Source organism: Pseudomonas sp. TH15 (assembly GCF_016651105.1).
Taxonomy (GTDB): Bacteria; Pseudomonadota; Gammaproteobacteria; order Pseudomonadales; family Pseudomonadaceae; genus Aquipseudomonas.
This window is the reverse complement of the sequence record NZ_JAEKEL010000002.1, coordinates 744111-764244: the sequence shown is the minus strand read 5'-3', so window position 1 is coordinate 764244 and position 20134 is coordinate 744111. Positions and strand designations below refer to the sequence as shown.

Annotated in this window: 22 protein-coding genes; 21 read left to right on the top strand and 1 reads right to left on the bottom strand. The window is 58.7% G+C overall.

Annotation, left to right across the window (positions count from 1 at the left end; genetic code table 11):
• Positions 1-162 precede the first annotated feature (162 nt).
• Positions 163-978, bottom strand: a complete 816-nt coding sequence (gene suhB / locus JFT87_RS27300) for a type III secretion system regulator SuhB (protein WP_008147729.1) — start codon at positions 976-978, stop codon at positions 163-165.
• Between the two features lie 146 nt (positions 979-1124).
• Between suhB and trmJ the strand changes: the two genes are divergently transcribed.
• The 21 genes from trmJ (at position 1125) to JFT87_RS27195 (ending at position 20049) form a co-directional block, all read left to right on the top strand.
• Positions 1125-1895 carry a tRNA (cytosine(32)/uridine(32)-2'-O)-methyltransferase TrmJ gene (trmJ, locus tag JFT87_RS27295; protein WP_201206458.1) on the top strand — a complete coding sequence of 257 codons (771 nt, stop codon included), beginning with the start codon at positions 1125-1127 and terminating at the stop codon, positions 1893-1895.
• A gap of 3 nt (positions 1896-1898) precedes the next feature.
• Positions 1899-2675 carry a serine O-acetyltransferase gene (gene cysE / locus JFT87_RS27290; protein ID WP_149658082.1) on the top strand — a complete coding sequence of 259 codons (777 nt, stop codon included), beginning with the start codon at positions 1899-1901 and terminating at the stop codon, positions 2673-2675.
• Positions 2676-2871: 196 nt separating this feature from the next.
• On the top strand, positions 2872-3363 hold the full coding sequence (iscR, locus tag JFT87_RS27285) for a Fe-S cluster assembly transcriptional regulator IscR (protein ID WP_007956690.1): 492 nt from the start codon (positions 2872-2874) through the stop codon (positions 3361-3363).
• A gap of 50 nt (positions 3364-3413) precedes the next feature.
• The gene (locus JFT87_RS27280; RefSeq protein WP_059403380.1) at positions 3414-4628 is read left to right on the top strand and encodes an IscS subfamily cysteine desulfurase; all 1215 of its coding nucleotides are present in this window, start codon (positions 3414-3416) and stop codon (positions 4626-4628) included.
• A gap of 84 nt (positions 4629-4712) precedes the next feature.
• Positions 4713-5099, top strand: coding sequence for a Fe-S cluster assembly scaffold IscU (gene iscU / locus JFT87_RS27275; protein ID WP_003443374.1), 387 nt, complete (start codon positions 4713-4715; stop codon positions 5097-5099).
• A gap of 34 nt (positions 5100-5133) precedes the next feature.
• The gene (gene iscA / locus JFT87_RS27270; RefSeq protein WP_007903589.1) at positions 5134-5457 is read left to right on the top strand and encodes an iron-sulfur cluster assembly protein IscA; all 324 of its coding nucleotides are present in this window, start codon (positions 5134-5136) and stop codon (positions 5455-5457) included.
• 8 nt (positions 5458-5465) lie between these two features.
• Positions 5466-5987 (top strand): co-chaperone HscB, encoded by a 522-nt coding sequence (hscB, locus tag JFT87_RS27265; RefSeq protein WP_201206779.1) that lies wholly within the window; start codon positions 5466-5468, stop codon positions 5985-5987.
• 51 nt (positions 5988-6038) lie between these two features.
• Positions 6039-7901 carry a Fe-S protein assembly chaperone HscA gene (hscA, locus tag JFT87_RS27260; RefSeq protein WP_201206456.1) on the top strand — a complete coding sequence of 621 codons (1863 nt, stop codon included), beginning with the start codon at positions 6039-6041 and terminating at the stop codon, positions 7899-7901.
• A gap of 3 nt (positions 7902-7904) precedes the next feature.
• A complete protein-coding gene (fdx, locus tag JFT87_RS27255; protein ID WP_133840209.1) occupies positions 7905-8246 on the top strand; it encodes an ISC system 2Fe-2S type ferredoxin in 342 nt (113 codons plus the stop codon).
• Between the two features lie 14 nt (positions 8247-8260).
• Entirely contained in the window at positions 8261-8461 is a 201-nt protein-coding gene (gene iscX / locus JFT87_RS27250) for a Fe-S cluster assembly protein IscX (RefSeq protein WP_201206454.1), read from the top strand.
• A gap of 88 nt (positions 8462-8549) precedes the next feature.
• Complete coding sequence (ndk, locus tag JFT87_RS27245; RefSeq protein WP_007916882.1) at positions 8550-8975, top strand: nucleoside-diphosphate kinase; 426 nt, start codon at positions 8550-8552, stop codon at positions 8973-8975.
• 28 nt (positions 8976-9003) lie between these two features.
• Positions 9004-10152 (top strand): 23S rRNA (adenine(2503)-C(2))-methyltransferase RlmN, encoded by a 1149-nt coding sequence (gene rlmN / locus JFT87_RS27240; protein ID WP_201206452.1) that lies wholly within the window; start codon positions 9004-9006, stop codon positions 10150-10152.
• A 12-nt stretch (positions 10153-10164) separates the two neighbouring features.
• Positions 10165-10923 (top strand): type IV pilus biogenesis/stability protein PilW, encoded by a 759-nt coding sequence (pilW, locus tag JFT87_RS27235; RefSeq protein ID WP_201206450.1) that lies wholly within the window; start codon positions 10165-10167, stop codon positions 10921-10923.
• Positions 10923-11966: a RodZ domain-containing protein gene (locus tag JFT87_RS27230; protein WP_201206448.1), complete on the top strand. Its 1044-nt coding sequence runs from the start codon at positions 10923-10925 to the stop codon at positions 11964-11966. Before pilW ends, JFT87_RS27230 begins: the two co-directional genes overlap by 1 nt.
• 3 nt (positions 11967-11969) lie before the next feature.
• A complete protein-coding gene (ispG, locus tag JFT87_RS27225; protein WP_133840204.1) occupies positions 11970-13079 on the top strand; it encodes a flavodoxin-dependent (E)-4-hydroxy-3-methylbut-2-enyl-diphosphate synthase in 1110 nt (369 codons plus the stop codon).
• 23 nt (positions 13080-13102) lie between these two features.
• Entirely contained in the window at positions 13103-14392 is a 1290-nt protein-coding gene (gene hisS, locus JFT87_RS27220; protein WP_201206446.1) for a histidine--tRNA ligase, read from the top strand.
• A gap of 40 nt (positions 14393-14432) precedes the next feature.
• Entirely contained in the window at positions 14433-15074 is a 642-nt protein-coding gene (locus tag JFT87_RS27215) for a tetratricopeptide repeat protein (RefSeq protein WP_201193725.1), read from the top strand.
• Positions 15067-16218 (top strand): outer membrane protein assembly factor BamB, encoded by a 1152-nt coding sequence (gene bamB / locus JFT87_RS27210; RefSeq protein ID WP_201206444.1) that lies wholly within the window; start codon positions 15067-15069, stop codon positions 16216-16218. The genes JFT87_RS27215 and bamB overlap by 8 nt, the downstream gene beginning before the upstream one ends.
• A gap of 140 nt (positions 16219-16358) precedes the next feature.
• Positions 16359-17828 carry a ribosome biogenesis GTPase Der gene (gene der, locus JFT87_RS27205; protein WP_201206442.1) on the top strand — a complete coding sequence of 490 codons (1470 nt, stop codon included), beginning with the start codon at positions 16359-16361 and terminating at the stop codon, positions 17826-17828.
• A 293-nt stretch (positions 17829-18121) separates the two neighbouring features.
• Positions 18122-19270, top strand: coding sequence for a pyridoxal phosphate-dependent aminotransferase (locus tag JFT87_RS27200; protein WP_201206440.1), 1149 nt, complete (start codon positions 18122-18124; stop codon positions 19268-19270).
• Positions 19258-20049, top strand: a complete 792-nt coding sequence (locus tag JFT87_RS27195) for an amidohydrolase (protein WP_201206438.1) — start codon at positions 19258-19260, stop codon at positions 20047-20049. Before JFT87_RS27200 ends, JFT87_RS27195 begins: the two co-directional genes overlap by 13 nt.
• The last annotated feature ends 85 nt before the right edge of the window (positions 20050-20134 follow it).

Sequence of the window (20134 nt, the reverse complement as noted above, 5' to 3'; positions counted from 1 at the left end):
CGATTCCCGTGTAGGAGCTGCCGAAGGTTGCGATCTTTTGATATTGGCTTTTGAAAAACAAAGATCAAAAGATCGCAGCCTTCGGCAGCTCCTACAGGAAGGTTTTGTAAAATTTCAGGCATAAAAAAAGCACCCCGAAGGGTGCTTTTTTGTGGCGCTCGCTTAGCGTTTCAGCGAAGCCGGCAAGTGCGGCTGGATGGCCGTCAGAACTGCTTTGAAGCATTTGGTGTTGCCAGCAACGACGTGGCCTTTTTCAAGGAAGTCGTGACCGCCGGTGAAGTCGCTCACCAAACCGCCGGCTTCCTGGATCAGCAGGGCGCCTGCAGCCATGTCCCACTCGGACAAGCCCGACTCCCAGAACGCGTCGAAACGACCGGCAGCCACGTAGGCCAGGTCCAGGCTAGCCGAGCCGGCGCGACGGATGCCGGCGGTCTGGCCAACCAGGGCGCGGAACATGCCCAGGTAGTTGTCGAGGTTGTCCATCTGGTCGTCACGGAACGGGAAGCCGGTACCCAGCAGGGCGCCGTCGAGGCTGGTGCGACCGCTGACGCGCAGGCGACGACCGTTCAGTTGAGCGCCGCGACCACGGCTAGCAGTGAATTCTTCCTGGCGAACCGGGTCCAGAACAACAGCGTGTTCCAGGCGACCGCGGTATTTGCAGGCGATGCTGACAGCGAAGTGAGGAATGCCGCGCAGGAAGTTGGTGGTGCCGTCCAGCGGATCGATGATCCACAGGTATTCTTCGCCTTCGCCGCTACCTGGGTGCATACCGGTTTCTTCACCGAGAATGCCGTGGGTAGGGTAGGCCTTGCGCAGCGCGTCGATGATTTTCTGTTCGGCGGCGCGATCCACCTCGGATACGTAATCCTTGGCGTCTTTTTCGTCGACCTTGATGGTATCCAGGCGCTCGATGGAGCGGAAGATCAATTCACTGGCGCTGCGGGCGGCGCGCAGCGCGATATTCAGCATGGGCTGCATGGATGTGTCACCTAAGGTTGTTAAAGAAAGCCGGGCATTCTATCAGAAAGTTTCTACAGGTGAAGGTCGGTGTTCGCTTTCATAGCTTAACGGTAGGTTGAGCTGTAAGATTCGGCTCCCTAATTTAGTGTTCGAGATCGCCTCCCGTGCTGCAAAACATTCGTGTCGTCCTGGTCAATACCAGCCATCCCGGCAATATCGGCGGGGCTGCGCGTGCCATGAAGAACATGGGCCTGTCGCGGCTGGTGCTGGTCGAACCGCGGTTGTTCCCGCATCACGAGGCCGATGCTCGTGCCTCCGGTGCCGGTGACATCCTTGAAAACGCGCAAGTCGTCGCCACCTTGGAAGATGCCTTGGTCGGTTGCAATCTGGTGCTCGGCACCAGTGCTCGTGACCGCCGCATTCCCTGGCCGCTGCTCGATCCCCGCGAATGCGGTGTGAAAGTGGTCGAGGAGGCTGCGCAGGGTGCCGAGATTGCCTTGGTCTTTGGTCGTGAAGATTCCGGCCTGACCAATGAAGAGCTGCAGCGATGTCATTATCACGTGCACATCCCATCAGACCCTGAGTTCAGCTCGCTGAACCTTGGGGCGGCGGTGCAGGTGTTGAGTTATGAAGTGCGCATGTCCTGGCTCGCAGCCGCGGGCCAGCCGAGCAAGGTCGAGAAGGATGAAGTGGCGTCCACCAAGAGTGGTGAACTGGCGACCATGGATGAGCTGGAGCGATTCTATGAGCACCTGGAGCAAACCCTGGTGGCCATTGAATTTCTCGATCCGGAAAAGCCGCGACACTTGATGGCGCGCCTGCGTCGGTTGTACGGACGAAGCTCGGTCAGCCGGGCGGAAATGAATATATTGCGTGGCATCCTCACGGAAACCCAGAAAGCGGCCCGTGGTGAGCTTCTTAAGCGGAAGGATTGAAAAATGTTTGAGCGTTTGCGTGAAGATATCCAGAGTGTTTTCCACCGTGATCCGGCAGCGCGTAACGCTTTTGAAGTCCTGACTTGCTACCCCGGCATGCATGCCATCTGGATTCATCGCCTGTCGTCAGCCCTATGGGGCATGGGCTGGAAGTGGCTGGCGCGTCTGGTCTCGAATTTTGGCCGATGGTTGACCGGGATTGAGATTCATCCGGGCGCCAAGGTCGGCCGTCGTTTCTTTATTGACCATGGCATGGGCATTGTCATCGGTGAGACCGCCGAAATCGGCAACGACGTCACCCTTTATCAGGGTGTGACCCTCGGTGGCACCAGTTGGAACAAGGGCAAGCGTCACCCGACCCTCGAAGACGGGGTTGTGGTGGGGGCGGGCGCCAAGGTGCTCGGGCCATTCACGGTCGGCGCCGGGGCCAAGGTCGGTTCCAATGCAGTGGTGACCAAGGCTGTTCCGCCGGGTGCGACGGTCGTCGGGATTCCAGGGCGGATCATCGTCAAGTCCGATGAAGAGCAAGATGCCAAGCGCAAGGCAATGGCCGAGAAGATCGGCTTCGATGCTTATGGCGTCGGTGAAGACATGCCGGACCCGGTGGCGCGTGCCATTGGTCAGTTGCTGGATCACCTGCAGGCGGTCGATGGTCGTCTGGAGGGGATGTGCGGTGCCTTGAAGGATCTGGGCAGTAATTACTGCGCCAAGGATTTGCCTGAGCTGCGTGAAGAAGACTTCGCCTGCGTAAAAGGCAAAGACGAAACCAAGGCCGGCTGATGCCTGTGTAGGAGTTGCCGAAGGTCGCGATCAGGCAATGGCACGGCGCTGACCGGTGTGCCATTAGGCTGCAGACCCTGATATGATGCGCGCGCTCTTTTGCGGGTAAACCTGACTAAAGTACTAGGTCTTATAGTTGACTTAAATACTCGGGAATTGCATACTCGCCCCATTCCGAACTCCGTGGTAATTGTCCATGAGACTGACTACAAAAGGCCGATACGCCGTGACCGCCATGCTTGACCTGGCGTTGCATGCGCAGCACGGGCCGGTGTCCCTGGCCGATATCTCCGAGCGCCAAGGCATCTCCCTGTCCTACCTTGAACAGCTTTTCGCCAAATTGCGTCGTAGCAATCTGGTCTCCAGTGTTCGTGGTCCGGGCGGTGGCTACCAACTGTCCCGCGACATGCAGGGCATCCAGGTCGCCCAAGTGATCGATGCGGTAAACGAATCGGTCGATGCAACCAAATGCCAGGGCCAAGGTGATTGCCATTCCGGCGATACCTGTCTGACCCACCACTTGTGGTGCGATCTGAGCCTGCAGATTCACGAATTTCTGAGCGGTATCAGCTTGGCTGACCTTGTAACTCGCCGTGAGGTGCAAGAAGTAGCCCAGCGTCAGGATCAGCGCCGTTGCAATGGCAAGGCGCCACGCCTGGACAAGATTGAAGCGTCCGCCGTCGAATGACAGCCAAAGAGCAAGCGGCACGCCAGCCAGCCTGATTTAGGAGATAGTCCATGAAATTGCCGATTTACCTTGATTACTCTGCGACCACCCCGGTTGATCCGCGTGTCGCGCAAAAGATGAGTGAATGCCTGCTGGTCGACGGAAACTTCGGTAACCCGGCGTCCCGTTCCCATGTGTTCGGCTGGAAAGCTGAAGAGTCCGTCGAAAACGCCCGTCGTCAGGTCGCAGACCTGGTCAACGCCGACCCGCGTGAAATCGTCTGGACCTCTGGTGCCACCGAATCCGACAACCTGGCAATCAAGGGTGCGGCGCATTTCTATGCGACCAAAGGCAAACACCTGATCACCACCAAGATTGAGCACAAGGCTGTCCTCGACACCATGCGCCAACTGGAGCGTGAAGGCTTCGAAGTGACCTACCTCGAGCCTCAGACTGATGGTCTGGTAACGCCTGCAATGATCGAAGCAGCACTGCGTGACGACACCATCCTGGTTTCGGTCATGCACGTGAACAACGAAATCGGCACCATCAACGACATCGCAGCCATCGGCGAACTGACCCGCTCCAAGGGCATTCTGTTCCACGTTGACGCGGCTCAGTCCACCGGCAAGGTTGATATCGACCTGTCGAAGCTGAAAGTCGACATGATGTCGTTCTCTGCCCACAAAACCTACGGCCCTAAAGGCATCGGCGCGCTGTACGTCAGCCGCAAGCCGCGTGTTCGCATCGAAGCGACCATGCATGGCGGCGGTCACGAACGTGGCATGCGTTCCGGCACCCTGGCGACTCACCAGATCGTCGGCATGGGTGAAGCCTTCCGTGTAGCCAAGGAAGACATGGCTGCCGAGAACGTGCGCATCAAAGCCCTGAGCGACCGCTTCTTCAAGCAGGTCGAAGGCCTGGAAGAGCTGTACATCAACGGCAGCATGACCGCCCGCGTACCGCACAACCTGAACCTGAGCTTCAACTACGTTGAAGGCGAGTCGCTGATCATGGCCCTCAAGGATCTGGCGGTTTCGTCCGGTTCGGCCTGCACCTCGGCCTCCCTTGAGCCTTCGTACGTACTGCGCGCCCTGGGCCGCAACGACGAACTGGCACACAGCTCGATTCGCTTCACCTTCGGCCGTTTCACCACCGAAGAAGAAATCGACTACGCCGCGCAGAAAGTCTGCGAGGCCGTTACCAAGCTGCGCACTTTGTCGCCGCTGTGGGACATGTACAAAGACGGTGTCGACATTTCGAAAATCGAGTGGGCGGCACACTGATTTCAAGTCGCCGCAAACCGGCCCTGCAATACTTAAGTGTGCAGGGCTCAAGAGCGACTCTCTGATGAGTGAGGATTAAGAATCATGGCTTACAGCGAAAAGGTCATCGACCACTACGAGAACCCGCGCAACGTCGGCAAGATGGACGCGGAAGACCCGGATGTCGGCACTGGCATGGTCGGCGCTCCGGCGTGCGGCGACGTGATGCGTCTGCAGATCAAGGTTAACGAGCAAGGCATCATCGAAGACGCCAAGTTCAAGACCTATGGTTGCGGTTCCGCTATCGCGTCCAGCTCCCTGGCCACCGAGTGGATGAAAGGCAAGACTCTGGATGAAGCAGAGACCATCAAGAACACTCAGCTGGCTGAAGAACTGGCCCTGCCGCCAGTGAAAATTCACTGCTCCGTACTTGCTGAAGACGCTATCAAAGCGGCCGTTCGCGACTACAAGCAGAAGAAAGGCTTGATCTGACTTTCAAGTATTGGCGACGAGTAAGGAGTCACCGATGGCTATCAGCATGACAGAAGCGGCAGCTCAACACGTGCGACGCTCCCTCAACGGGCGCGGCAAAGGTGAAGGGATTCGTCTGGGTGTTCGCACCACAGGCTGTTCCGGCCTTGCCTACGTGCTGGAGTTCGTCGACGAGGTGGTTGCAGAGGATCAGGTGTTCGAAAGTCACGGCGAGAAAGTGATCATCGACCCGAAAAGCCTGGCATACCTGGACGGCACCGAGCTCGATTTCGTCAAGGAAGGGTTGAACGAAGGCTTCAAGTTCAACAATCCCAACGTACGCGGTGAATGTGGCTGCGGCGAAAGCTTCAACATCTGAGGCTGCGCGTGGGTATTCCTTGTCATTACGCTTTATTTGAACTGCAGCCGAGCTTCCGTCTGGATCTCGAACAGTTGGCCACGCGCTATCGTGAGTTGGCGCGCGGTGTTCATCCGGACCGCTTTGCCGACGCTCCCGAGCGCGAGCAGCGGCTGGCGCTCGAGCAATCCGCGAACCTCAACGAGGCTTACCAGACGCTCAAAAGCCCCCCGAAACGCGCGCGTTATCTGCTCGCCATGGGTGGTCGCGAGTTGCCGCTGGAGGTCACGGTGCATGATCCGGAGTTTCTTCTGCAACAGATGCAATGGCGCGAAGAGCTCGAAGACCTGCAAGACAGCGCCGACCTGGCCGGCATTGCCGTGTTCAAGCGCCGCTTGAAGGTTGCACAGGATGAACTGAACGAAAGCTTCGCAGCTTGTTGGGATGATGCAGCGCAACGTGAGCAGGCCGAACGCCTGATGCGGCGTATGCAGTTCCTCGACAAGCTCACCTACGAAGTGCGCCAGTTAGAAGAGCGCCTCGACGATTAACCCAGTGCCGCTCCGGTCGCACGCCTGATATACAGATAAGTCCTGATTACGATGGCCCTACTGCAGATCGCCGAACCCGGCCAAAGTCCTCAACCGCACCAGCGTCGTCTGGCTGTGGGGATCGACTTGGGCACTACCAATTCGCTGGTCGCTGCATTGCGCAGTGGTCTTTCCGAACCTCTGGCCGACGCTGACGGGCAGGTCATCCTGCCGTCTGCCGTGCGCTATCACGCCGACCGCGTCGAAGTTGGCGAATCCGCCAAACTGGCTGCCGCTACCGATCCCTTGAATACCGTGCTGTCGGTCAAGCGCTTGATGGGTCGTGGTCTGTCCGACGTCAAGCAATTGGGCGATCAATTGCCATACCGCTTTGTCGGTGGCGAATCGCACATGCCGTTCATCGACACCGTGCAAGGTCCGAAAAGTCCGGTCGAAGTCTCTGCCGAAATCCTCAAGGTGCTGCGTCAGCGCGCCGAGTCGACGTTGGGCGGTGAGCTGGTGGGCGCGGTGATCACCGTTCCGGCCTATTTCGATGATGCTCAGCGTCAAGCCACCAAGGACGCGGCCAAGCTGGCTGGTCTTAACGTGCTGCGTTTGCTCAATGAGCCGACCGCTGCTGCGGTGGCTTATGGTCTGGATCAGCATGCTGAAGGCCTGGTCGCTATTTATGACTTGGGCGGCGGTACATTCGATATTTCGATTCTGCGCCTGACTGGCGGCGTGTTTGAAGTGTTGGCCACTGGTGGCGATAGCGCCTTGGGCGGCGACGACTTCGATCACGCGATCGCTGGCTGGATCATTGAGCGCGCCGGTTTGTCCGCCGACCTCGATCCGGGCGCGCAACGCCATCTGCTGCAAACCGCGTGTGCGGCCAAAGAAGCCCTGACCACGGTCGCAACTGTTGAAGTCGCTTACGGCGACTGGAAAGCCCAGTTGACCCGCGAAGCCTTCGATGCGCTGATCGAGCCGATGGTTGCCCGCAGCCTGAAAGCCTGTCGCCGTGCAGTGCGTGACTCCGGCATCGAGCTGGAAGAAGTGCACGCTGTGGTCATGGTCGGCGGCTCTACTCGCGTACCTCGCGTTCGCGACGCCGTCGCTGAAGCCTTTGGTCGTCAGCCGTTGACCGAAATCGATCCGGATCAAGTGGTGGCCATTGGTGCCGCGATCCAGGCCGATACCTTGGCTGGCAACAAGCGCGATGGCGGCGAGCTGCTGCTGCTCGACGTGATTCCATTGTCCCTGGGGCTGGAAACCATGGGCGGCCTGATGGAGAAGGTGATTCCGCGCAACACCACCATCCCCGTCGCCCGCGCCCAGGACTTCACCACATACAAAGATGGCCAGTCGGCCATGGCGATTCACGTCTTGCAGGGCGAGCGTGAGTTGATCAGCGATTGCCGTTCCCTGGCGCGCTTCGAATTGCGCGGCATTCCGGCGATGGTGGCTGGCGCGGCGAAGATTCGCGTGACCTTCCAGGTCGATGCCGATGGTCTGCTCAGCGTTGCGGCGCGTGAGTTGGGCTCGGGCGTCGAAGCCAGTATTCAGGTCAAGCCGTCCTACGGCCTGACCGACGGCGAAATCGCCAAGATGCTGAAAGATTCGTTCCAGCACGCCAACGACGACAAAGTCGCTCGTGTATTGCGTGAGCAGCAAGTCGATGCCCAGCGCCTGATCGAAGCGGTGCAGGGCGCCCTCGAGGTTGATGGCGAGCGTCTGCTCGACGCCGACGAGCGCATGGTCATCGAGATGCAAGTGCAGGAACTGACCGAACTGATGAAAGGCACCGATGGTTTCGCCATCGAGCAGCAGACCAAGCGTCTGTCGCAAGTGACTGATGCCTTTGCTGCCCGCCGCCTGGACTCGACGGTGAAAGCCGCTCTGGCGGGGCGCAACCTGAATGAAATCGAGGAATAACTGATGCCGCAGATCATTTTTCTGCCTCACGCCGAGCATTGCCCGGACGGTATGGTTGTCGAGGCTGAAACCGGTAAGTCCATTCTCGAAGTGGCTCATGACAACCACATCGAGATGGAAAGCGCCTGTGGCGGCGTTTGCGCCTGCACCACCTGTCACTGCATCATTCGTGAAGGTTTCAACTCGCTCGAAGAAGCCGATGAGCTGGAAGAAGACTTTCTTGATCGGGCCTGGGGTCTGGAGCCGCAATCTCGTCTAGGCTGTCAGGCGATTGTCGGGACTGAAGACCTGACCGTCGAGATTCCAAAGTATTCGCTCAACCATGCAGCCGAAGCGCCGCACTGATTCAAGGAACTGTCATGAGTCTCAAGTGGACTGATGTGCTGGAAATCGCAATACAGTTGGCTGAAAGCAAGCCTGAAGTGGACCCTATGTCGGTCAACTTCGTCGATCTGCGCAAATGGGTGATGGAATTGCCCGAGTTCGACGACAAGCCTGAGCACTGTGGCGAGAAGGTCCTGGAGGCCATTCAGGCCCACTGGATCGAAGAACGCGACTGAGCCACGCTGCAGGTTAGGCAATACCCAAGAACCCGCGTATAATTCGCGGGTTTAATTTTTCACAAATTACCGTTTCTGGAGTTACACCATGGCTGTTCAACGTACTTTCTCCATCATCAAGCCTGACGCTGTTGCAAAAAACGTTATCGGCGAGATCACCACTCGTTTCGAAAAAGCTGGCCTGCGCGTTGTAGCTTCGAAACTGAAGCAACTGTCCAAAGCTGAAGCTGAAGGCTTCTACGCTGAGCACAGCGCTCGTGGTTTCTTCGGCGACCTGGTTGCTTTCATGATCTCCGGTCCGGTTGTCGTTCAGGTTCTGGAAGGCGAAAACGCTATCGCTCTGAACCGTGAGCTGATGGGCGCTACCAACCCTAAAGAAGCTGCTGCCGGCACCATCCGCGCTGACTTCGCTGATTCGATCGACGCCAACGCTGTACACGGTTCGGACTCCGAAGCCGCTGCTGCTCGCGAAATCTCGTACTTCTTCGCAGCTACTGAAGTAACCACTCGCTAAGCATTGGCTTATGAGTGAAGGTGAATCCATGACTACATCGACTGTTAAAACTAACCTGCTGGGTCTGACTCAGCTGGAAATGGAAAAATTCTTCGACTCAATCGGGGAGAAGCGTTTCCGTGCCGGTCAGGTAATGAAATGGATTCACCACCTTGGCGTCGATGATTTCGACGCCATGACGAACGTCAGCAAAGCCTTGCGCGACAAGCTCAAGGTCATTGCTGAAGTTCGCGGTCCTGAAGTGGTCAGCGAGGACATTTCCACCGACGGCACCCGTAAGTGGGTGGTGCGCGTGGCGTCCGGTAGCTGCGTCGAGACCGTTTACATTCCCCAGGGCAAACGCGGCACGTTGTGCGTTTCGTCCCAGGCAGGCTGTGCCCTGGATTGCAGTTTCTGCTCCACCGGCAAGCAAGGTTTCAACAGCAACCTCACCGCCGCCGAAGTCATCGGCCAAGTGTGGATTGCCAATAAATCGTTCGGCAGCATCCCGGCAACCGCCGACCGTGCCATCACCAACGTGGTGATGATGGGCATGGGTGAGCCGCTGCTGAACTTCGACAACGTCGTGGCTGCCATGCATCTGATGATGGATGACCTGGGCTACGGAATCTCCAAGCGCCGCGTGACCCTGTCCACTTCGGGCGTGGTGCCGATGATCGATGAGCTGTCCAAGCACATCGACGTTTCCCTGGCGTTGTCGCTGCACGCACCAAATGACGCATTGCGTAACCAATTGGTGCCGATCAACAAGAAATATCCGCTTAAGATGCTGCTCGAGTCTTGCCAGCGCTACATGGCGACCTTGGGCGAGAAGCGTGTGTTGACCATTGAGTACACCATGCTCAAGGACATCAACGACAAGGTTGAGCACGCCGTCGAGATGATCGAACTGCTCAAGAATGTACCCTGCAAGATCAACCTGATTCCGTTCAACCCGTTCCCGCATTCCGGCTATGAGCGTCCAAGCAACAACGCCATTCGCCGTTTTCAGGATCAGCTTCACCATGCCGGCTACAACGTCACCGTGCGCACCACGCGTGGTGAAGACATCGATGCCGCGTGTGGCCAATTGGTAGGGCAGGTGCTGGATCGCACCCGTCGCAGCGAACGTTATATCGCGGTGCGTGAATTGAGCGCCGAGAACGATTTGGCACAGAACGCCGCGAACAATAATTAAGAGAGGATCTCTATGTCCCTGCGCTTTGCGCTGCTTGTGCTGTTGGCCAGCCTCTGTGCTGGTTGTGTCCTGTCGGGCGATTTCAACCCGATGAAGACCAGCAAGGGCCGCGACGAAGCGCGTGCCGCCTACGTGCAGCTGGGGCTGGGGTACTTGCAGCAAGGGATGACCGAACGGGCGAAAGTGCCGTTGAAAAAGGCGCTGGACCTGGATAATTCGGACCCTGACGCCAACGCGGCGCTGGGTCTGGTGTTTCAGGCAGAGATGGAGCCGGAGCTGGCCGATCAGCACTTTCGCAAAGCGCTGTCTTCCCGTCCCACCGATGCACGTATCCTGAACAACTACGGCAGTTTTCTGTACGAAGAAAAACGATACAAGGAAGCGTACGAGCGCTTTGAGCAGGCCGCCGCCGATACCCTGTATCCTGAGCGTTCTCGGGTGTTCGAAAACCTGGGCATGACCGCTTCCAAGCTTGGCCAGCGTGATCTGGCCCAGCAGCAACTGGAAAAAGCCCTGCGTTTGAACCGTCAACAACCACGCGCATTGCTGGAAATGGCTGAGTTGTCTTACGAAGACAGGCATTATGTGCCCGCACGTGACTATTACGACCGTTTTAGCCTGCTCACCGAGCAAAATGCACGTAGTCTATTGCTCGGCGTTCGGCTCGCAAAAGTGTTTGAAGATCGCGACAAGGCCGCCAGTTTTGGCCTGCAATTAAAACGACTCTATCCCGGTACGCCGGAATATCAGCAATACCTGTCGGAGCAATGATGAAAGCGGCGCATCCCGAAGTTGTAGCAGCGAATCGCGTTAACCCCGGTGAGACTTTGCGCCAGGCCCGCGAAAGCAATGGCTGGTCGCTGGCCGAAGTGGCCCTCAAGCTCAACCTCACCGTTAATTCCCTGGGTAATCTGGAATCCGGCGCTTTCGACAAGCTGCCAGGGCATACCTTTGCTCGCGGCTATATTCGCGCTTACGCCAAATTGCTCGGTATGGACCAGACCGTTCTGGTCCAACAATTCGACCAATCCACCGGCACCGACTCCCAGGGCAGCAACGTCCATAGCCTGGGTCGTATCGAAGAGCCGGTTCGGGTTTCCCACACCATTTTGCGAATTGTCAGCCTGCTGTTGCTGATCGCGGTGATTGGCGGTGGTTTTGTCTGGTGGCAGGATCAAACCTCGCTGCGCACCAAGGACCTGGCCAGCCTGACTCCGGAACACGTTGAAGTCGAAGGCGCCGACGGTACCACTCAGATCCATCCGCTGGACGAGCCAGAAGACCAGGCTGTCGCGCAAGGTCAGACCCAGGGTTCGACTGCACTGGCATTGCCTCAGTCCGAAACCAGCGCTGAATCGACCGGTGCCGAAGGCGCTGCTCCGGCCACCGAGCCAGCAGCACCTGTCGCTCCGGCAGCCACTGCGGTTGCACCGGTTCATACGCCTGCGCCCGTGGTTGCCACACCAGCTACTCCGGCCCCGACCGTTCCGAGCACACCGGCAGCGACGGTCACGGCGCCAGTGGCACCGGCTGTTTCCGCAGCGGCTGCTGCACCGGTTGCGGCGGTCGCCGGTCAAGGTCAGGTGTCGGTGCAGTTCGTTGCCGATTGCTGGACGCAAGTGACTGACGGCAGCGGCAAAGTGCTGTTAAGCGGTCTCAAGCGCAAAGGCGAAAACGTTTCTGTCAGCGGCAAGCCACCCTTTGCCGTACGTCTGGGCTTCGCCCGTGGCGCGCAAGTCAGCTACAACGGTCAGGTGGTTGATGTCGCTCCGTTCACCAGTGGCGAGACTGCTCGCCTGAAGTTGGGTCAATAAGTCATGCACGGCGAATCTCCAATCAAACGTCGCGAATCCCGCAAGATTTGGGTCGGTAACGTGCCTGTTGGCGGCGATGCGCCTATCGCTGTGCAGAGCATGACCAACAGCGACACCAATGACGTGGCCGCCACCGTGGCCCAGATCAATCGCCTGGAAGCCGCTGGCGTCGATATCGTGCGCATTTCGGTGCCGGACATGGACGCTGCCGAGGCATTCGGCAAGATCAAGCAACTGGTCAAGGTGCCGTTGGTTGCCGACATCCACTTCGACTACAAGATCGCTCTGCGCGTAGCCGAACTGGGCGTTGACTGCCTGCGCATCAACCCGGGCAACATCGGTCGTGAAGATCGCGTGCGTGCGGTGGTTGATGCCGCTCGTGACCGCGGGATCCCGATCCGCATCGGCGTGAACGCCGGTTCCCTGGAAAAAGACCTGCAAAAGAAATACGGCGAGCCGACCCCGGCCGCGCTGGTCGAGTCGGCCCTGCGTCATGTCGAGCACCTGGAACGCCTGAATTTCAAGGACTTCAAGGTCAGCGTGAAGGCTTCCGACGTGTTCATGGCCGTCGCCGCCTATCGCTTGCTGGCCAAGGAAATTGTCCAGCCGCTGCACTTGGGTATCACCGAAGCCGGCGGTTTGCGCTCTGGCACGGTGAAATCCGCCGTGGGCCTCGGTATGCTGCTCGCCGAAGGGATTGGCGATACTATTCGCATCTCGTTGGCGGCTGACCCGGTCGAGGAAGTGAAAGTCGGCTACGACATTCTCAAATCTCTGCACCTGCGTTCCCGTGGTATCAACTTCATCGCCTGCCCGAGCTGCTCGCGGCAGAACTTCGATGTGGTCAAAACCATGAACGAGCTGGAAGGGCGCCTCGAAGATCTGTTGGTGCCGCTGGATGTCGCGGTCATCGGTTGTGTGGTCAACGGGCCGGGCGAAGCCAAGGAAGCCCATATCGGCTTGACCGGCGGCACGCCAAACCTGATTTACATCGACGGCAAGCCGGCGCAGAAACTGACGAATGATAATCTGGTGGATGAGCTTGAACGCTTGATCCGCCAGAAAGCGGCCGAAAAGGTCGAGGCCGACGCAGCTGTAATCGCTCGCGGCTGATCGAACGAATTTAAGGATTTATAGTGAGCAAGTCTCTGCAAGCCATTCGTGGCATGAACGACATCCTGCCCGAGCAGACTCCCCTGTGGCGTCATTTCGAGGGCACTGTCTCGCGTCTGCTGGATAACTACGGTTACAAGCAGATCCGCATGCCGATCGTCGAATTCACCGAGCTGTTCAAGCGCTCCATCGGTGAAGTGACCGACATCGTCGAAAAAGAGATGTACACCTTCGACGACCGCAACGGCGACTCCCTGACCCTGCGCCCTGAAGGCACGGCGGCCTGCGTGCGTGCGGTGCTCGAGCACGGCATCACCGGCGGTGGCCAGGTGCAGAAACTCTGGTACATCGGCCCGATGTTCCGCCACGAACGTCCACAGAAAGGTCGTTATCGCCAGTTCCACCAGATCGGTTGCGAAGTCTTCAACCTGGATGGTCCGGACATCGATGCCGAGCTGATTGTGCTGACCTGGCGTCTGTGGGGCGAGCTGGGCATCCGTGATGCGGTCAAGCTTGAACTCAACAGCCTGGGGACTGCTGAATCCCGCGGTCGTTATCGCGAAGCCCTGGTTGAGTTCCTCTCGGCGCACCTGGACAAGCTCGACGAAGACAGCCAACGCCGTCTGAAAACCAACCCGTTGCGGGTTCTGGACACCAAGAACGCCGACACTCAAGCGGTATTGGTCGACGCGCCGAAAATGGCCGATTACCTCGACGACGAATCCCGCGTGCACTTCGAGGGCCTAAAGGCTCGCCTCGACACTGCCGGCATTCCTTACGTGATCAACCCGAAGCTGGTTCGCGGGCTGGACTACTACAGCAAGACCGTTTTCGAATGGGTCACCGACAAGTTGGGCGCCCAGGGTACCGTGTGTGCCGGTGGCCGTTACGACGGTCTGGTCGAGCAAATGGGCGGCAAGCCGACCCCGGGCGTTGGTTTCGCCATGGGCATCGAGCGTCTGGTGCTGTTGCTGGAAACCCTGGAGCAGATCCCGGAAGAAATCTCCCGTCAGGTCGACGTCTACCTCTGCGCCTTCGGTGAAGCTGCCGAGTTGGCCGGTCTGGCCTTGAGTGAACGTGTTCGTGACCAGTTGCCCAACCTGCGCCTGCAAGTCAATGCCGGCGCCGGCAGTTTCAAAAGTCAGTTCAAGAAAGCCGACAAGAGCGGTGCGCTGTATGCGCTGATCCTTGGTGACGACGAGATGGCCCAGCAAGTGGTAGGTTTCAAACCCCTGCGTGGCCAGGGCGAACAACAAAGCATTGCCTGGGATGCGCTCGCTGCACACCTGGCCACCTGCGTCGTGCAGGGTTGAAGCTGTCAAACAGCCGATTTAGCGATTAAGGAGTATTGGGGTGTCGAGTACCGAAGACGAACAACTGGCGGATTTTAAGGACTGGTGGACACGTAACGGCAAGCCCCTGGTCACTGGCGGCCTGTTGGCGCTGGTCATCGTGTTCGGCTGGCAGGCCTTCCACAAGTATCAGAGCAATCAGTCGCAAGGCGCCTCGATTCTCTATCAGCAACTGCTGGAAACCACGCTGACGCCTGACGGCAAGCCTGACGCAGCCCGTGTTGCGGACCTGGCCGGCAAGCTCAACAGCGAGTTCGGCGGTTCTGCTTATGCGCAATACGGCAGCCTGTTCGTGGCGAAAGTTGCGGTCGACAGCGGCAAGCTGGACGACGCAGCCAGCGAGCTGAAAGCCATTACCGACAAACCGGCCAACCCGGCGCTGGGCGAAATCGCCCGTCAGCGTCTGGCGCAGGTGCTGGCGGCGCAGAACAAGGTCGAAGACGCCCTGAAACTGCTTGAAGGCGATGCCGACAAGTCGTTCCTGGCCACTCGCGAAGAACTCAAGGGCGACCTGCTGGTGCAGTTGGGTCGTACTGACGAAGCGAATACGGCGTATCAAAAAGCCAAGGCAGCACTGTCGGATGAAGCGGCAGTCGGCGGCCTACAAATCAAGCTGGACGACCTGGCCAAAGGGGATGCGTGACGTGATCCGTTGGAAACATGCAGCATTGCTGGCTCTGGCCATTTTGGCCGCGGGTTGCAGCAGCAACAGCAAAAAAGAATTGCCGCCAGCCGAACTGGTCGACTTCAAAGAGGAAGTGGTCCTGCACAAGCAGTGGAGTCGTTCGATCGGTGACGGTCAGGGCGAAACCTACAACATGCTGGTGCCGGCGATCGATGGCGATACCATCTATGCCGCCGACGTTACAGGCGTTGTGGTGGCGATGGACCGCAACACTGGCGACGTGAAGTGGAAGAAAAAGCTCGATCTGCCTGTCTCCGGCGCCGTTGGCGTAGGTTATGGTCTGGTTACGATCGGTACGCTCAAGGGCGAAATCGTTGCCCTTGACGCCACCAACGGTGAAGAGAAGTGGAAGGCTCGCGTTTCCAGCGAAGTTCTCGCACCGCCCGCCAACAACGGTGACGTTGTGGTGGTTCAGACTCAGGACGATCGTCTGATCGGCCTGGATGCTTCAACCGGTACCCAGCGCTGGTTGTATGACAGCACGCCAGCGGTCCTGACCCTGCGCGGCACCAGTGCGCCAATCGTCACCAACCGCCTCGCGGTGGCTGGCCTGTCGACCGGTAAAGTGGTCGCTCTCGACATTACCAACGGCGTGCCGGTGTGGGAACAGCGGATTGCGATTCCACAGGGTCGTTCGGAACTGGAGCGCGTGGTCGACATTGACGGTGGTCTGCTGCTTTCCGGCGGTACACTGTACGTCGCCAGCTACCAGGGTCGCGTTGCGGCACTGGACCTGGAAAGCGGTCGTCAGCTCTGGCAGCGTGATGCTTCCAGCTATGCGGGTGTCGCCCAGGGTTTCGGCAGCGTTTACGTGAGCCTGTCTTCGGGCACCGTTGAAGGCGTCGACGAACGTTCTACCACAGCCTTGTGGACCAACGATTCGCTGGCTCGCCGTCAACTGTCGGCTCCGGAAGTGTTCTCCAGCTACGTTGCAGTCGGCGACATGGAAGGCTACCTGCACCTGCTGAGCCAGGTGGACGGTCGCTTCGTCGGCCGCGAACGCATCGACAGCGACGGCCTGCGCGCCCGTCCGCTGGTGGTGGGTGACACGATTTATGTGTATGGCAACAGTGGCAAACTGGAAGCCCTGACCATTAAGTAAAGATTTGACTATGCTTGGGGTTTAACCCCCAAGCGGCCTTGTTCTGCAAGGCTCGCAGCGCTTCCAAGCGCTGCCCCGAGCACCAGCCGCTGCCTAGCAGCGGCTTTTGTATTTTCTGAAATAACGAAGTGGAGAGCCGCATGGTTCCCGTAATCGCCCTGGTGGGCCGACCGAACGTCGGCAAGTCCACCTTGTTCAACCGCCTGACCAGGACTCGTGACGCCATCGTCGGCGACTTGTCCGGTCTGACCCGTGATCGCCAATACGGTGAGGCCAAGTGGCAAGGGCGTTCCTACATTCTGGTCGACACCGGCGGTATCTCCGGTGACGAGCACGGTATGGACGAAAAAATGGCCGAGCAGTCGCTGCTGGCCATTGAAGAAGCCGATGTCGTTCTGTTCCTGGTAGATGCCAAGGCTGGTTTCACCGCCGCCGACCAGATGATCGCCGAGCATTTGCGCAAACGTAACAAGCGTTCCTACGTGGTTGCCAACAAGGTCGACAACATCGACCCTGAAATGGCCCGCGCCGAGTTCGCTCCGTTGGGCATGGGTCACGCGATTCCAATCGCCGGTGCCCACGGTCGTGGCATCACCCAGATGCTGGAAATTGCTCTCAGCACTTTCCCGAAAGACGAAGAAGAGTCGGAAGACGGCGAAGAAGAGATCGTTGCTGAAGGCGAGGAAGCCAAGCGCATTCCTGGTCCAAGCGAAAAAGACGGGATCAAGATCGCCATCATCGGCCGTCCGAACGTCGGCAAGTCGACCCTCGTCAACCGCATGCTCGGTGAAGACCGGGTAATCGTTTATGACGAACCCGGCACCACCCGCGACAGTATCTACATCCCGTTCGAGCGTAACGACGAGAAGTACACGCTGATCGACACCGCCGGTGTGCGCAAGCGCGGCAAAATCCACGAAGAAGTTGAAAAATTCTCCGTGGTCAAAACCCTGCAAGCGATCAAAGACGCCAACGTGGTGATCTTCGTGATGGACGCCCGTGAAGGCGTCGTGGATCACGACCTCAACCTGCTGGGCTTTGCCATCGAAGCGGGTCGTGCGCTGGTTATTGCGATCAACAAGTGGGACGGCATGACGCCGAGCGAGCGCGACTTCGTGAAGGTCGAGCTGCAACGTCGTCTGTTCTTCGTCGACTTCGCCGACATCCACTTCATCTCGGCCCTGCACGGCACTGGCGTAGGTAACCTTTACGCGTCGGTACAGAACTCGTTCAAGTCCGCGGTTACCCGCTGGCCGACCAACCGCCTGACCCAGATTCTGGAAGATGCGGTCGGTGAGCACGCGCCGCCGATGGTCAACAACCGCCGGATCAAGCTGCGTTACGCCCACTTGGGTGGTGCGAACCCGCCGATCATCGTGATCCACGGTAACCAGATCGAGAAGGTGCCGAAGTCTTACGTCCGTTACCTGGAAAACACTTACCGTCGTGTCTTGAAGCTGGTCGGTACGCCGATCCGCATCGAGTTCAAGGGCGGCGAGAACCCGTACGAAGGCAACAAGAACTCGCTCACCGACCGTCAGGTCAACAAGAAGCGTCGCATGATGTCGCACCACAAAAAAGCCGACAAGAAGCGCCGCGACAAGCGTTGATTGCTGGTTCCACACCCTTTATGTGTGGGGCTTGTTGTGGTGAGGGGGCTTGCCCCCGTTCGGCTGCGAAGCAGTCGCAAATCGATCGAGGTGTTCAGTCACTTACACCTCGATTGCAGATTTGGGGGCCGCTTCGCGACCCAACGGGGGCAAGCCCCCTCACCACAGGTTATGCGATGAATGTTTTAGAAGAGGGGCGCCTGTTGGCACCCTTTTTTTATGGGCGCCGTTTGGGCTATCCTCGGGCTCTCCCGCGCCGCCGTTAGAGCCGGGTGTAGAGCAGGGAATCACCGATGATCACCAGTAAGCTGCCGAATGTCGGCATCACTATCTTCACTCAGATGTCTCAACTCGCGGCGCAAACCGGGGCAATCAACCTGTCCCAGGGGTTTCCCGATTTCGACGGTCCTCAGGCGCTGCGTGATGCAGTCGGTCGGCATATCGCCAGCGGCCACAACCAGTATTCGCCGATGACCGGCCTGCCGGTGTTGCGGCAGCAGATTGCGGCGAAGATCGCGCGCAGCTATGGCGCCCAAGTGGATGCCGACCATGAAGTGACCGTCACCCCCGGCGCGACCCAGGCGATCTTCTGCGCGATCCAGGCAGTTATCCACAGCGGCGATGAAGTCATCGTGTTTGATCCAGCCTATGACAGCTACGAGCCGGCGGTTGAGTTGGCCGGTGGCCGTTGCGTCCATGTGCAGTTGGGTCTGAAAGACTTCGCCATTGACTTCCAGAAGCTCGCTGAGGCCCTGAGCCCGCGTACGCGGATGATCATCCTCAACACCCCGCACAACCCGAGCGGTGCGCTGATCAGTCGCGCCGAGCTGGATCAACTGGCAGCGCTGATCCGCGACCGTGACATCTATGTGATCAGCGACGAGGTCTACGAACACCTGGTGTTCGACGGTGTGCCCCACGTCAGTGTTCTGGCCCACGAAGAACTGTATAAACGTGCCTTCGTCGTCAGTTCGTTCGGCAAGACTTACCACGTCACTGGTTGGAAAACCGGCTACGTCGTTGCACCACCGGCCCTCACGGCGGAGCTGCGCAAGGTCCACCAGTACGTCAGTTTCTGTGGTGTGACACCGCTGCAATATGCGTTGGCCGATTACATGGCCGAGCATCCGGAACACGTCGAAGAATTGCCCGGTTTCTATCAGGCCAAGCGCGATCTGTTCTGCGATCTGCTGACGCCATCGCGTTTTAGCTTCACTCGAGTAACCGGCACCTATTTCCAGTTGGTCGATTATTCGCAGATTCGCCCGGACCTCAACGACGTCGAAATGGCCATGTGGATGACCCGCGAACACGGCGTGGCGAGCATCCCGGTTTCGGTGTTCTACCAAAACCCACCGGTCGGCCAGCGCCTGGTGCGGCTGTGCTTCGCCAAACGCGAGGAGACCCTACGTGAAGCAGCGGAAAAACTATGCGTGATCTGAGTGCGCTGCCCAACCTGAACATCGCTCTGATCCAGACCACCCTGGCCTGGCATGACCGCCAAGCCAACCTGGAGCATTTCGAGCAGTTGCTGGAACAGGCCCGCGGTGCGGACCTGATCATCCTGCCGGAGATGTTCACCACCGGGTTCTCCATGCAATCCGAGACCCTCGCCGAGGCGGAGAACGGCCCGACCACTAAATGGCTGAAGGTCCAGGCTGCGAAGCTCGATGCCGTGATCACCGGTAGCGTGATCGTTCAGGCGGCTGATGGCAGTCACCGCAATCGCCTGCTTTGGGCGCGGCCGGACGGTGATGTGTTGCATTACGACAAGCGCCACTTGTTCCGTATGGCCGGCGAACACAACCACTACACTCCCGGCGAGCGCCAAGTGCAGTTTGAACTCAAGGGCTGGCGGATTCGGCCGCTGATCTGCTACGACCTGCGCTTCCCGGTCTGGAGCCGTGATGCTCAGGACACCGACTTGCTGCTGTACACCGCCAACTGGCCGGGTGCACGGCGTCAGCACTGGAACCGTTTGTTGCCGGCCCGGGCAATCGAGAACCTCTGCTATGTGGCGGCGGTGAACCGGATTGGTACTGACGGCAAGGGCTTTGCGTATACCGGCGACAGTCAGGTTCTGGATTTCCAGGGCGAGACATTGCTCAGCGCAGGCGAAGCGGATGGCGTGTTTCAGGCGGTGCTGAATGCGGCGGAACTGGCGGCTTACCGCACGCGGTTTCCAGCGAATCTGGATGCTGATACCTTCGAGTTCACCTGACCGATCGTTCCCACGCTCTGCGTGGGAATGTAGCCCGTGACGCTCCGCGTCACTGGACGCGGAGCGTCCCTTGAGGCATTCCCAC